15 protein-coding genes are annotated in these 12704 nt (G+C 71.3%); 6 read left to right on the forward strand and 9 right to left on the reverse strand.

Going from position 1 to position 12704, the window contains the following annotated elements; translation table 11 throughout:
* Window positions 1-15: 15 nt before the first annotated feature.
* Genes PH203_RS48090 through PH203_RS48100 form a run of 3 tightly spaced genes read right to left on the reverse strand, consistent with a single transcriptional unit; the run spans window position 16 to window position 1545 of the window.
* Window positions 16-894, reverse strand: a complete 879-nt coding sequence (locus PH203_RS48090) for a fructosamine kinase family protein (protein WP_289929154.1) — start codon at window positions 892-894, stop codon at window positions 16-18.
* Window positions 891-1028, reverse strand: a complete 138-nt coding sequence (locus tag PH203_RS48095; protein WP_289929155.1) for a hypothetical protein — start codon at window positions 1026-1028, stop codon at window positions 891-893. Before PH203_RS48095 ends, PH203_RS48090 begins: the two co-directional genes overlap by 4 nt.
* Before the next feature lie 34 nt (window positions 1029-1062).
* Window positions 1063-1545: a GNAT family N-acetyltransferase gene (locus tag PH203_RS48100; RefSeq protein WP_289929156.1), complete on the reverse strand. Its 483-nt coding sequence runs from the start codon at window positions 1543-1545 to the stop codon at window positions 1063-1065.
* A gap of 50 nt (window positions 1546-1595) precedes the next feature.
* Between PH203_RS48100 and PH203_RS48105 the strand changes: the two genes are divergently transcribed.
* The gene (locus tag PH203_RS48105) at window positions 1596-2168 is read left to right on the forward strand and encodes a GNAT family N-acetyltransferase (protein ID WP_289929157.1); all 573 of its coding nucleotides are present in this window, start codon (window positions 1596-1598) and stop codon (window positions 2166-2168) included.
* A 163-nt stretch (window positions 2169-2331) separates the two neighbouring features.
* A complete protein-coding gene (locus PH203_RS48110) occupies window positions 2332-3291 on the forward strand; it encodes an expansin EXLX1 family cellulose-binding protein (protein ID WP_289929159.1) in 960 nt (319 codons plus the stop codon).
* Window positions 3292-3309: 18 nt separating this feature from the next.
* Here PH203_RS48110 and PH203_RS48115 read toward each other — a convergent pair whose 3' ends face one another.
* Window positions 3310-3957, reverse strand: coding sequence for a helix-turn-helix domain-containing protein (locus PH203_RS48115; RefSeq protein ID WP_289929160.1), 648 nt, complete (start codon window positions 3955-3957; stop codon window positions 3310-3312).
* Window positions 3958-4049: 92 nt separating this feature from the next.
* On the opposite strand from PH203_RS48115, the gene PH203_RS48120 reads away from it, so the two are divergent.
* The 4 genes from PH203_RS48120 to PH203_RS48135 all read left to right on the forward strand — a co-directional run bounded on the left by PH203_RS48120 (window position 4050) and on the right by PH203_RS48135 (window position 7753).
* Entirely contained in the window at window positions 4050-5111 is a 1062-nt protein-coding gene (locus tag PH203_RS48120; protein WP_289929161.1) for an oxygenase MpaB family protein, read from the forward strand.
* Between the two features lie 167 nt (window positions 5112-5278).
* Window positions 5279-6478, forward strand: a complete 1200-nt coding sequence (locus PH203_RS48125) for a cation:proton antiporter (RefSeq protein ID WP_289929162.1) — start codon at window positions 5279-5281, stop codon at window positions 6476-6478.
* Window positions 6479-6552: 74 nt separating this feature from the next.
* Entirely contained in the window at window positions 6553-6729 is a 177-nt protein-coding gene (locus tag PH203_RS48130) for a hypothetical protein (protein ID WP_289929163.1), read from the forward strand.
* A gap of 121 nt (window positions 6730-6850) precedes the next feature.
* On the forward strand, window positions 6851-7753 hold the full coding sequence (locus tag PH203_RS48135; protein WP_289929196.1) for a PfkB family carbohydrate kinase: 903 nt from the start codon (window positions 6851-6853) through the stop codon (window positions 7751-7753).
* A gap of 18 nt (window positions 7754-7771) precedes the next feature.
* Here the strand turns inward: PH203_RS48135 and PH203_RS48140 are convergent, their stop codons facing one another.
* From PH203_RS48140 to PH203_RS48160, 5 genes are all read right to left on the reverse strand, one after another.
* Window positions 7772-8746, reverse strand: coding sequence for a TIGR01777 family oxidoreductase (locus PH203_RS48140; protein WP_289929164.1), 975 nt, complete (start codon window positions 8744-8746; stop codon window positions 7772-7774).
* Window positions 8747-8840: 94 nt separating this feature from the next.
* A complete protein-coding gene (locus tag PH203_RS48145) occupies window positions 8841-9284 on the reverse strand; it encodes an SRPBCC domain-containing protein (protein WP_289929165.1) in 444 nt (147 codons plus the stop codon).
* Window positions 9285-9295: 11 nt separating this feature from the next.
* On the reverse strand, window positions 9296-9637 hold the full coding sequence (locus PH203_RS48150; protein ID WP_289929166.1) for a metalloregulator ArsR/SmtB family transcription factor: 342 nt from the start codon (window positions 9635-9637) through the stop codon (window positions 9296-9298).
* Window positions 9634-10092 carry an SRPBCC family protein gene (locus PH203_RS48155; RefSeq protein ID WP_289929167.1) on the reverse strand — a complete coding sequence of 153 codons (459 nt, stop codon included), beginning with the start codon at window positions 10090-10092 and terminating at the stop codon, window positions 9634-9636. The genes PH203_RS48150 and PH203_RS48155 overlap by 4 nt, the downstream gene beginning before the upstream one ends.
* A gap of 84 nt (window positions 10093-10176) precedes the next feature.
* Window positions 10177-12366 carry a nitrate- and nitrite sensing domain-containing protein gene (locus tag PH203_RS48160; RefSeq protein WP_289929197.1) on the reverse strand — a complete coding sequence of 730 codons (2190 nt, stop codon included), beginning with the start codon at window positions 12364-12366 and terminating at the stop codon, window positions 10177-10179.
* Between the last annotated feature and the right edge of the window lie 338 nt (window positions 12367-12704).

Raw genomic sequence — 12704 nt, forward strand, 5'->3', positions numbered from 1 at the left:
ACCGTAGGCCGGTGGTCAGTGGGCGGCCAGGAGCCGCCGTGCGGTGACCAGGGCCTGATCGGCGTAGCCGCGCCCGAAGAGCACCGTGTGGACCAGGAGCGGGAAGAGCTGGTGCAGGCCGACGCGCTGCTGCCGGCCCGGGGCGAGGGGTGCGGCGTCCTGATATCCCGCCAGCACCTCCGCGAGGAACGGACAACCGAACAGCTGGAGCATGGCGAGGTCGGTCTCGCGATGCCCGCCGTGCGCCGCGGGATCGATCAGCCACACCTGCCCGTCGGCACCCCACAGCACGTTGCCGTTCCACAGATCCCCGTGCAGTCGCGCGGGCTCCTCGGCAGGACCGGCCAGTTCGTCCATTCGCTCGCAGACCTGCTCGAACACGGCAGCCTCGGCGGCCCGTACGACACCTCCGTCGACCGCCTGGCGCACATACGGCAGAACCCGGTGAGTGCCGTACCAGTCGGCCCAGTTGCTCCCCTGCGCGTTGCGCATCGGCGCCCGTCCGATGAACGCCTGCGCGCAGCCGCCGGGCGGTGGTGCCCCGAACGCGGCCGCACCCGCCGCGTGCATCCCGGCCAGCTCCCGCCCGAACCGCACCGCGGCCTCTGCGCTCGGCCGCCCCTCGGGCACGAACCCGGTGACCAGCCACCGTCCCTCACGACCGTGGACAGGCGGCACCCGCACCGACCCGGCATCGCCCAGCCACCGCATCCCGGCCGCCTCGGCACGTGCCTCCGCCGCGCCGCCGGCGTCCTTGACCACCACCGAGCCACCGTCCAGGGCGACTTCGGTGACCGCCCCGGTCAGCCGCCGCCGCGTCACCACCGCCCGCCCGGTGAGCCGGGCCGCCACAGCCCCCGGCCCGTCACCCTCCTCGGGCACGGACGCACTCATCCGACGGTCCCCGTCACGCCCAGATGCACGATCGTCTCCGTTCCGTCGTCCCACCGCCACGGCACATGACGACCCTGCACGTGGACACCGCCGATCCGGTGGTCGACCCCGTTGAGCGCCCGCCGCTCGGTCATCCTGCCTCCCGCAGCTCGCCCGACGCCCGGCAGCCTACGGACGAACGCCGTCCGGCGCCGCACCCGCGCGCGGGCCGCCCGCCGGCTCGCGCACCATCCACACGTCCACCGTGTCCTCCGACTCGACGGTGAACCCGTGCCGCTCGTACAGCCGCCGGGCCGGGCTGCCCTGGAGCACGTTCAACCGGACGGGCCGGCCCTCGCGGTCGCATCGCTCCAGCAGCTCCCGCAGCACACCCGAACCGATACCGCTGCCCTGGAGGTGCGGGGCCAGGAAGAAGTGTTCCAGCCAGTGGGCGTCCTCGGCCGGCCGCAGCGCCACGCACCCGGCGAACTCACCGCCCACCTCGATGATCCAGGCGTGCTCGGGTACGAAGCTGTCCCGCAGCCGCTGCCGGACCCGGTGCTCGTCGTACCGCCCGAGCCGCTCCAGGTCCGGCCGCATCACCACGGCACGCAGTTCCGCCACCGGTTCGAGGTCGGCCCCCGACGCCGGCCGCAGTTCCCAGTCCGCCATGATCGTCAGATTACCGGGCGTAGCGGGACCCGCCGTGGCAGGGTGGCGTCATGACTGTCGAGGTGCGCCCGGCTTCGGTCTTCGAGGACGTACGTGCGGTGGTGGGCCCGAAGTCGCCCACGTCCACTGTCTGCTGGTGCCTCAGCTACCGGATCCCGTCCAAGCTCAGCAACGAACTGCGCGGCCAGGCCCGCGCCGACTATGTCGCCGAGCTGTGCAGCCGGCAGCCCCCTCCCGGGGTGATCGCGTACGACGGTGACGAGCCGGTCGGCTGGGCAGCCGTGGCGCCCCGCTCGGACACGTCCTTCGCCCGCAGCCGCAAGATCCCGCGTGTGGACGACCTGCCGGTGTGGTCCCTGTGGTGCATCCGCGTCCGCGCGGGCCACCGCAAGCAGGGCATCTCGCACCCCCTCATCGCCGGCGCCGTCGACTTCGCCCGCGCCCAGGGCGCCCCGGCGATCGAGGCGTACCCGCTCGACAACGGCGACGCCCGTGTCGACCTGACCATGGCGTACGCCGGTCTGCGGAAGAACTTCGAGCGCGCCGGGTTCGTGCATGCCGCCGACACCACCTCGGTGCTGGCCGGACATCCCCGGATTCTGATGCGACTCGATCTGCGGTGACAGCGCACTGATTTCCGGGATCCGCGGAACTTTCTCTCGATCCGCGGCAACCTTTTCGGATCCGGTGGCCACTGATGGGTCGGACGCCTCCTTCCCGGGGGCGGCCCGGCATCAAGCGTGCCGTTCCGAACCGTGCACTCCGAACCGAGTAAGGACCTCATCCGTGGCGTCCCCTTCACACCGCCGTCGTCGCCCCCGCCGGCAGGCCACCTGGGTGGTCTCCGCGATAGCCGTGGCGGCCGTCGCCCTCGTCGCTTCCCTGATCGTGGCCTTCGCCCCCGACCGCGATGCCGACGACAGGCCCGAGGCGGCCGCATCGGTCGCCGGCGCCGAGCTGAGCGCGGCGCCCACGACGTCCGCACCGACGACGCAGTCGCCGTCTCCCTCTCCGTCGCCGACGGCCGCGTCGAGCACGCCGTCGGCCACCCCGTCGGCCAGGAAGAGCACCCCGGCCACGCGGCCGACGACCACGAGCCCCCGGCGCACCTCGGCCGGCACGGCAGTATCGGCGGGACGGATCCGGCCCGGTACCACCTACCAGGGCGTCGCCACCTTCTACGACGCCGGCAACGGCGACGGCGCCTGCTCGTTCGGCCCGACCGACGACGTCATGACGGCCGCGATGAACCACACCGACTACGAGACGTCCAAGGTGTGCGGCGCGTACGTCCGGGTCCGGGCGTCGAGCGGCGCCACCGTCACCGTACGCATCACCAACGAATGCCCCCTGCCCTGCGCCCCCGGCCAACTCGACCTCAGCGCCCAGGCCTTCGCCAAGCTGGCGGCGCCCTCGAAGGGGCAGATCCCGGTCACCTGGAGCCTGCTCAGCCCCGGCACCTCGGAGAAGATCTCGATCCGCTACAAGACCGGCTCCAGCCGCTACTGGTGCGGCATCCAGGCGATCGGCCACCGCAATCCGCTGGCGCGCCTGGAGGTCCGCACCGGCGGCGGGTGGACCAGCCTGCCCCGCACCGACTACAACTACTTCCTCTCCGAGAAGGGCAGCGGCTGCGGGAGTGCGATCAGGATCACCGACATCTACGGTGAGCGGCTGACGGTCGAGGGCATCGCGGTGCGTCCGGGGGCCGTGCAGCAGACCGGGGTCCAGTTCTCCGCCCACTGAGGAAGCGGCCGAAGGGCGTCAGCGCGTCGGCCAGACGGCTCCGAGAACCGTCCTCACCTGCTCCATGAGGTGGGCGGGGTCGAACCTGCCCGGCTCGCTGAGCGCGACGCGGCCGAAGTGTTCCGCGCAGGCGACGAGGGCGTGGGCGAGGATCTGCGGGTCGAGGGACGGACCGGTGCGGTCGGCCTGGACGTGGCGGATCCAGGCCTCGACCCGCAGCCGGAACCGTTCCCGGTCCGCTTCGACGCGGTCGCGTACGACGGCGGGCATGTTCCCGGGAGGCAGCAGGATGAGGCGCCAGGTGTCTGGGTCCGCACGGAGCATCGCGCCCATCCGAGGCACCGCCTCGGCGGCGAACGCGGCGGGATCGCGCAGCTGCCGCACGTCGGGGACGCTCTCCAGCAACCGCGTGAAGGCGCGGGCCTGTTGCCGGTCGAGGAGGGCGGTCAGCAGGGCGTCGAGGTTCTCGAACGCGCCGTAGACCACCGACCGGGCGACATCGGCCCGCTTGGCGATGGCGTCGATGGAGACCCGGTCGTAGCCGTCGTCGACGATCACGGCCAGTGCCGCGTCGAGGAGCTGCTCGCGGCGCTCCGCCATCGGGACGCGCGGCGCGTAGGGGCGCCGCCTGCGCGGCCCCTGTTGCGAAGACGTGGACGCTGACACCTTGGCAGCTTACGACACGCGTGTCTTAATTTACGACAGCACTGTCGTAATCGAGGGGCGGCACAGGCCGCGCAGGCACAGGGAGCGGCTCCATGGCGAGGCTCAGGCGCAGCGAGGTCCCACCGCACGAGGACTACGGCTTCTTCGGGCCCGGCTCGGTGGTGTGGAAGGTCTGGGGCTATCCGACCGCGCCGACCGTGGGCTTCCAGCGGGCCGTGGTGGTCGAGGAACTCGACCCGCCGCTGGTGGCCGCCGTCGACGCCACCCAGGGCATCTACCAGCGCTCCCGCACCCGCTACGACCGCACCTTGCGCTACTTCGCGATGGTCGCCTTCGCCGGCTCGCGGGAGGTGTCCAAGGCCGCGGACATCCTGGTCAAGGTCCACTCCAAGGCGATCGGCCACCTCCCCTACGGCGGCGGCACGTACGACGCCAACGACCCCGCCTCGCAGCTGTGGATCCAGCTCACCGGCTGGCACTCCATCCTCTACGCGTACGAGAAGTACGGCCCCGGCAAGCTCACCGCCGAGGAGGAGAAGGAGTACTGGGAGGCCTGCGCGCTCGCCGCGGAACTGCAGACCTGCTCGCCCGACGACGTCCCCCGCAGCCGTGAGGGAGTCCGGGAGTACTTCGCCCGGATGCGCCCGCACCTCTCCGCCAGCCCGATCGCCCGGGAGGCCATGAACCACCTCCTCAAGAGCGAACTCGTCTTTCCGCCCCACCCGCGCTGGGCGAAGCCGATCGCCCTGGTCGTGGCGAGGACGCAGCGGGCCGCGACGCTGGCCACGATGCCGCGCTGGATGCGTGAGATGGCCGGCATACGCCAGTCCCGCCTCCTCGACACCCTCATCGTGCCGGTCATGAAGGTGGCCTTCGCTCTCGCCCACCTCAACCCCAGGGTCGAACTGCACCTGCTGGGACGGCTGTCGCCCTCGACGGTCGCGGTGGTCGCACCGGTCAAGCTCGGCATCCCGCCCCGCAACGCGGAGGTCCTGACCCCCGCGGAGGCCCGCGCCCGTTACGGCTACGCCGAACCCGCCGAGGCCCACCTGGAGTTCCGGGCCCGGCAGGCCACCCGTGTCTTCGGCGACGGGAAGGCCCCCAGCGACCAGGGGCTCATCGAGTCCCAGGAGGTCCTGGGCCCGCTCTCCTGATCTGCGGAAATGAGTGCTGACACCGATGGCCCCGGACATGGGGGCCGTGTGAGCGTGGGGATGACGCAGACCGCAACGGCACGCAGCAAGGAGAACCTGTATCCATCCCCGCCAAGTCAAGCACCAGCAGCATCCCCGGCCTTCCTCGCGGCGGAAGGCGGTGACCCATGGGACACGCTGACACCCTCCTGGCCATGGGCGGCGCCTTCCTCGCGGCCGCGTTCCTCGCCCGCCTCGGCGGCAGGATCGGACTTCCGACCATCCCCCTGTTCATGCTGGCCGGCATCCTGCTCGGCCCCCACACACCGGGCATCGTCCTGGTCCGGGACGCGCACGACTTCGAGATGCTCTCCGCGCTCGGACTGGTGCTGCTGCTGTTCTGTCTGGGCCTGGAGTTCCACCTCGACGACCTCCGGCGCGGCGGCGGGCGGCTCCTCGCCGCAGGCGGCATCTATCTGGTGCTCAACGTCGGCGCCGGCCTGGGATTCGGCTTCGCCCTGGGATGGGGCGCCCGGGAGGCGCTGGTGCTCGCCGGGGTGCTGGGCATCTCCTCGTCCGCGATCGTCACCAAGATCCTGATCGACCTCGGCCGGATCGGCCGCCCCGAGACCCGGCTGATCCTGGGCGTCATCGTGGTGGAGGACATCTTCCTCGCCCTGTATCTCGCGGCACTCCAACCGGTCGTCGGCGGAGCCCGGGGCGTCGCCGACGTGGCGCTGGAGGCGGGCAAGGCCTTCGCGTTCCTGCTCGCACTGGCCGCCGCGGCCCGCTACGGCACCCGGCTGGTCGGCCGCCTGATCGCCGTACGCGACAACGAACTGCTCGTGATCAGCTTCCTCGGCGCGGCCGTACTGGTCGCCGGGGTCTCCGAACTCCTCGGTGTCGCCGACGCGATCGGGGCCTTCATGGTCGGACTGATCCTCGCCGGCACCCCGTCCGCCGCCCGGATCCGCCGACTCGTCCATCCCCTGCGCGATGCCTTCGCCGCCATCTTCTTCTTCGCCTTCGGACTCGCCATCGACCCCGCCGTCGTCGCCGCCGTCGCCGGGCCGGTCGCCGCGGCGGCGGCCCTGACCGTGGTCATGAACGTGATCGCGGGAGTCCTCGTCGCCCGCCTCCACCGTCACGGCCCCGAGCACGCCGCGGACATCGCCACCACCCTCGTCGCCCGCGGGGAGTTCGCCCTCATCCTCGCCGCGATGGCGACCAGCGCCGGACTCGACGCCCGGCTCGCCCCGTTCATCGCCGGATACGTTCTAGTCCTGGCGGTCCTCGGACCCGTACTGGCCGGACGTGCCCATCTGTTGGCGCGCGCTCTGCAGTCCATGGGCTCGCTGGTCCCGCAGCGCGCGTCCGTCCCGGGCTGATGCGGCCGGCGGTGTTTGTAGGCGCCAACCACCAGGGAGAATAAGGCGAGACGACTCCGCGAGGGGGAGAAGTCATGCCCCGATCCGACGATGAGCGTCTGATGACGCTCGAAGCCCGGTTCGCCTGGTGGGTGCTGGCGATCGCCACGGCCGTACTGGTGGGGGGTGTGGTCATGGCCAGCGGACTGCTGATCGCCACCGGTCTGGTACTGGCAGGCATCGCAGCCCAGTTGCTCGATCAGCAGCGCTGACCGGGCACTTCACGAAGACATCCGCGGTGCGCGGCATTCGCGGTCCGAGAACCGGGACTCGACGCGCGGCGGCGGCCCCGCTGCTGTCGTGAGACGAGAACCGTACGGACGGGAGCGGGCGTTGGCGGACGGAAGCCGCAGTGGCGGGGTGCCTGTAGGTCTGTTCGTCGGACTGTGCACCCTCGATGTCGTCCAGCTCGTCGACCACGCCCCCGCCCCCGACGAGAAACTCACGGCCCGTGAACAGCTCGTCGTCGCCGGCGGGCCCGCGGCGAACGCGGCCGCGACCTTCCGTCACCTGGGCGGCAGGGCCCGGCTGCTCACCGCGATCGGCTCCCATCCGCTGGGCCTCGCGGCCGCCGCCGACCTGCACCGACTGGGCGTGAGGGTGTCGGACCTGGCGGCCGAGTCGACCGAACCTCCTGCCGTCTCCTCGATCCTGGTCACCGCGTCCACCGGAGAACGTGCCGTCGCGTCGACGAACGCCACGGCCCACCGGCTCGACCCTCCCGGCGATCTGGCCACCGTCGTGGCGGCCTGCGACATCGTCGAAGTCGACGGTCACCACCGGGAGCTGGCGCTCGCCGCCGCCCGGACGGCGCGTGCCCTCGACCGTCCGACCGTCCTCGACGCGGGCAGCTGGAAGGACGGCACCGAGGACCTGCTGCCGTCGATCGACGTGGCCGTCTGCTCGGCCGACTTCCACCCGCCCGGCGTGAACACACCGACGGCCACCCTGCGGTTCCTGCGGGAGCACGGGGTGGCCTGGGCCGCCGTCAGCCGGGGCGGCGGGCCCATCGTGTGGGCGGGCCCCGACGGCGGCGGCACGGTGGACGTGCCGCAGGTCGAGGTGAGGGACACGCTCGGCGCCGGAGACGTCCTGCACGGGGCCCTCACCCACCGCCTCGCGCTGCACGGCACCCTGACATCGGAGGGTTTCGCCGAGGCGCTGCGCGCCGCAGCCGAGGTGGCCTCGCGCGCGTGCACCTCGTTCGGCACCCGGGCGTGGATGCAGGGCGGGTGATGAGCCCGCGGCCCGTGGTCAGGCCGCGGCTTCCGCGTGCCTCCGGCCTCCGCGAGGTGACCTGGCGCGGCGGGCCAGGTCCGCGGCGGCCCCGTCCCACGTCGGATACGCGAAGTCGAACCCGGCCTCCAGCAGCCTTCCCGGCACCACCCGCCGGCTCTTGAACAGCAACTCCGTGTCCGAGCGCAGCGCGAAGGCACCCACCTCCGCCATCCACCGCGTGGCGGGCAGCCCGACCGGTACGCCCCGCGCCGCGCGCAGCGTCCGCATGAACTGCCGGTGGGGGAGGGGACCGGGGGAGGCGAGATTCACCGGCCCGTCCAGATCCTCCCGGGCGATCAGGAACTCCACCGCCCGCACGAAGTCCTCGTCATGGATCCAGGAGACGTACTGCGCGCCCCCGGCCACCGGCCCGCCCAGTCCCAGCCGGGCCAGCCGTGTCAGCACCTCGAAGACCCCGCCACGGTCGGGGCTCATGACCATCGCCGAGCGCAGCGCGACCTTCCGGGTCCAAGGAGTGGGCGCCTCGGCCTGCGCCCGCTCCCAGTTCTCGGCGATCTCGACGCTGTACGCCCAGTGGTCCGGCACGCCGCTCTCCCGGCCGCCGATCACTCCCGTCGCCTCGTCGTGCGCCGCGTCGAAGCGGTGGGCGTAGATCGTCGCCGTACTCATCTGCAGCCAGGTGCGAGGCGGCCGCGCGGCCCGGGCGATCGCCTCGCCGACCACTCGGGCGGAGTCCACCCGAGAGTCCATCATGGCCCGCAGATTCTCCGCCGTGTAACGGCAGGAGACGCTGCGGCCGGCCAGGTTGATCACGACATCGCTGCCGTCGATCGCCTCGGCCCAGCGGCCGAGCGTCTTCCCGTCCCACCCGATCTCGCGCTCGTGCCCGGGCCGCCGCGTCAGCACCACGACCTCGTGGCCGGCCGCGGTGAGCGCACGGTTCAGGACGGTCCCCACCTGTCCGGTACCCCCGGGCAGCACTACCTTCATCGGTCCCCCTCAACTGTGGTGGCAGAAGCGTAGCCGCCATATTTGAACATGTTCAAATCGCTGAGGGGTGAGACGGCGCGGACGGTGTCGATGGCTAGTGCCAGTCGCTGATCCGGACGTCGTCGGGCGCCGGCCTGCCGCGTCCGCTCTCCACGTACTCCTTGAGGCTCATCAGGAAGACGGCCCACTTGGTGCTGCAGTGGTGCATGAACTCCACCGGCTCCCGCCAGCCTTCGTGCTTGAAGAGGACGATCGTGTAGTCGTCGCGCCGGCTGAGACTGAAGTCGATCTCGGTCCCGATCCACTCCGCGGGGCCGTCCGTGACCCGCCAGCGCACCCGGCCGACGGGGTCGAGCTCCAGGATCTCCATGTCGAAGCCTCCGACGTCGCCGAAGCGGAACGCCAGCTGACCGCCCACCTCGCTCTTGCCGGAGGTGTCGGTGGTCCACCAGCCGGAGATGCCCTCCGGTGTCGCAAGCGCGCGGTAGACGTCGTCCAGCGGTGCGACGGCACCGATCCGATGCAGGATGTCGACCATTCTCATGCTCCTTAGCCAGTCGCGCGGCGGCGCTCGATCGCCTCCGCGATGTGCTTGATACGACGCAGTCGGGCGTCCCAGGCCGTGCCGACCGAGGCCAGTTGCGCGGCCGCGCGGGCGAGTTGCGCCTCGTCGACCCGGTAGTGCCGCTCACGGCCCGCCGGCTCGGCGTGGACCAGGCCGACCCGGTCGAGGACGGCCAGATGTTTCGACACGGCCTGCCGGGTGAGGGGGAGGTCCGCACTGAGCGAGGTGGCGGTGCCCGGTCCGGAGGTGAGGAGCAGGTCGATCAGGGTGCGCCGGGTCGGGTCGCCGATGGCCGACCACAGGTCGTCGTCGATCGGCGTGCTCATGGTGTCGATCCCAGCCGTGCCACGTACGCGCCGAGCCGCGGGATGTAGAGGTCCCAGCCCCTGACGTGATCGCGGTACTGCTCCTCGAGCACGGCGATCTCCCAGCCCATCTCGCGGAACCCCGTCTCGGTCATCCGCACCAGCGTTCCGTCGGGTGTCGGCTTCAGGTCGAAGGTGACCAGCAGGGAGTCCCCTGCTCGTCCGGCGTCCGTGTAGCACCAGCGGAACGAGAACCGTGACGGCGGGGCGACCTCCAGGACGGTGAACTCGACGGTCATGGTCTCGCCGGTCGCCTCGTCACGCCAGAACAGCTCGCCCGGTGTGCCCTCCACGGGCTTGAACCGGGCGTCGTCGGGCCACCACTCCCGCATGTGCTCCGGCCGGCTGATGACCTCGAAGACCACCTCGGGTGATGCCTCGACATGGATGTCGCGCTCGATGCTGCCGTACTCCATCCCCGACTCCCTTTCGCAACCTTTGGTTGCGTATCAGGTTACGACGGCGGGCCGCTATTCGCAACCATTAGTTGCGCGACTGCCTCACTGAGGGGTGTCGGGCCCCGTGGTCTGATGCTCGCCCCGCGTCGTCTGCCTGCGCCGCTCCTCACGGTGGAGGAAGCGGCTCATCGCGTCGTTCCCCGGGTCCTCCCAGGTCTCATGGATGCCGCGGCCGCGGCGGGCGACGCTGTCCGCGATGACCGCGGCGACGGCCGCGAGGTCCGGCGCCTCCTGCGGCGCATGCGGAAGCGCGACGGGCCCCTCGGCCGGTACGGCCTCCACCGCCGTGTAGGTGATGGTGTCGGGCAGCATGACCAGCGACGTCGTGCCCGTCTGCGCACGCGAGGGGCGCAGCTGGACCCGGATGCCGTGCCGGTCGGCGAGCCGGCCCACCACGAACAGGCCCATCTGCCGGGAGATGTTGGCGTCGACGGTCGGTGGATGCGCGAGCTTGTGGTTGATGGCGGCGAAGTCGTCGGCCGTCAGACCGATACCGCTGTCGTGGATCTCCACCATGATCCGGCCGTCGGGCAGTCGCCCCGCGGTGACCCGGACCATCGTCTGCGGCGAGGAGAACGCGGTGGCGTTCTCCAGGAGCTCGGCGAACAGGTGCACGAGGTCGCTCACGGCACGGCCGTGGATCTCGGCCTCCGGCACCCCCGAGAGCTCGATGCGCTCGTACTGCTCCACCTCGGAGGCGGCGGCCCGCAGCACGTCGATCAGGGCGAGCGGTCCCATGCCGTGCTGGTTGGACTCCTCGCCCGCGAGGACGAGGAGGTTCTCGCCGTTGCGGCGCATACGGGTCGCGAGGTGGTCCAGGCGGAAGAGGTTCTCCAGCTGGTCCGGATCGGCCTCGTTGTTCTCCAGGTCGGTGATCAGGCTCAGCTGGCCCTCGATCAGCGACTGGCTGCGGCGCGACAGGTTGGTGAAGATCGCGTTGATGTTGCCCCGCAGCAGGGCCTGTTCGGAGGCCAGCCGGACCGCCTCCTGATGGACCTGGTCGAAGGCGCGGGCGACCTCGCCGATCTCGTCGGTCGAGGTGATGGGGATCGGGGCGACCCGGGAGTCGACGCGTCCGGGAGTGGAGCGGGACAGCTGGGCGAGCAGGGCCGGCAGCCGCTGGTCGGCGATCTGGAACGCCGAGGCGCGCAGCAGACTCATCCGCGTGCTCATCGAACGGGCCACCCCCGCCGCGATCAGGAACGCGGCGAGCACGGCGGCGAGGGCGACCGAGGAGTTGACGATGGCGTCACGGCGGGCGCTGTCGGCGATGTCCTCGGCGTTGGAGAGCGCGGTGTCGGTCAGATAGACCTCGACCTGCCGGTACGCGTCGAAGGAGAGGGTGGAGGCGGCGAAGAACGACTCGGTGGTGATGCCCTGCTTCGCCAGTTCCGTGGCCGGCTTCCCCGATGCGATCTCGCTGATCATCTTCGTCATGGCCGGCGGAGCGACATACTCCTCCCCGGCCTCGTCCGCACGCTGCGCCGCCTCGACGGCCTGCTGCTCGCCCTTGGCCCTCGCGGTGTCCAGCGCCTTCTGCAGCCGCGCCGTGTCCTGGCTCGTCGCGGCCCCGTCGAACTCCACCAGCGCGACCTGCTGGAGATAGGCGTACGACCGGAACGAGGCCAGCTGGGACTCGAGTTCACCGTCCTGGAGGGCGCTGCGGTCCTCCACCAGGATGTGGGTGCCGATGGCCCGGGTGAGGGACTCGGCGGCCTGGGTGAGGGAGATGGCGTACAGGGCCCGGCCGAAACTGGCCTGGTTGCTGCTGCCGAAGCCGAGTTCGTTGGCCAGCTCCATCAAGGGGTGCTGGATGAGGTGGTACTTCTCCTCGGTCTGCACGCCCGGCAGCTTCGACGTGAATGCCGCGGCCCGGATGTCGTCCAGCTGCTCGCTGCCCTGCTGGACGACCTCGACCCTCCTGAGCAGCCGCGCCGTCTTGGGCATCCGTTCGACCGCCGCCTCGAACGCGGCCCGGTCCTGATCGGTGACCTTGCGCGCCTTGGCTACCACCTCGGAGCCGGTGTCGCCCTGGAGCAACGGGACCACGGACAGATCGCGTTCGTTGATCGCGTCGCTGGCGTACTTGTTCGCCGCCTGGACCAGTTCGGCGACCCGCACCGCGTCGTCGGCGCTCTGCCAGGTGTCGATGGCGCGGTTCACCCGGAGCCCGCCGAACACGAGTGTCACGAGCACCGGGATGAGCAGGATGGCGCGCAGCCGCCGGGCCACCCGCCAGTTGCGGGTGGAGAACTTCCCCGGTGCGCGTTTCGTGGACGGGGGCGGCTCGGAGGGCGGAGGCTGCGCCCGGTCCAGCGCAGCTTTCGCGCGGGCTGCCGGAGTCCTCTTGCCGGGCTTCGCTCGCCTTGCTTTCCCCACTCGACTACCGACCTCTCCACGGCGGCACCGTTGTCCGAGTTCTCGGACCCCATGCTCGCGAAGCCGACCACGGCTCCTACGAAACGTACGGAAATGAACGGCCTTGCGTTCAGTGCATGACAAGCGCTTGCTGGAGGAGGCGCCAGCGATCAGAACGGCCACCGGCCGGACGGCCCGTGTCGGGGTGCCTT

The organism is Streptomyces sp. S.PB5 (assembly GCF_030403745.1).
Lineage (GTDB): Bacteria > Actinomycetota > Actinomycetes > Streptomycetales > Streptomycetaceae > Streptomyces.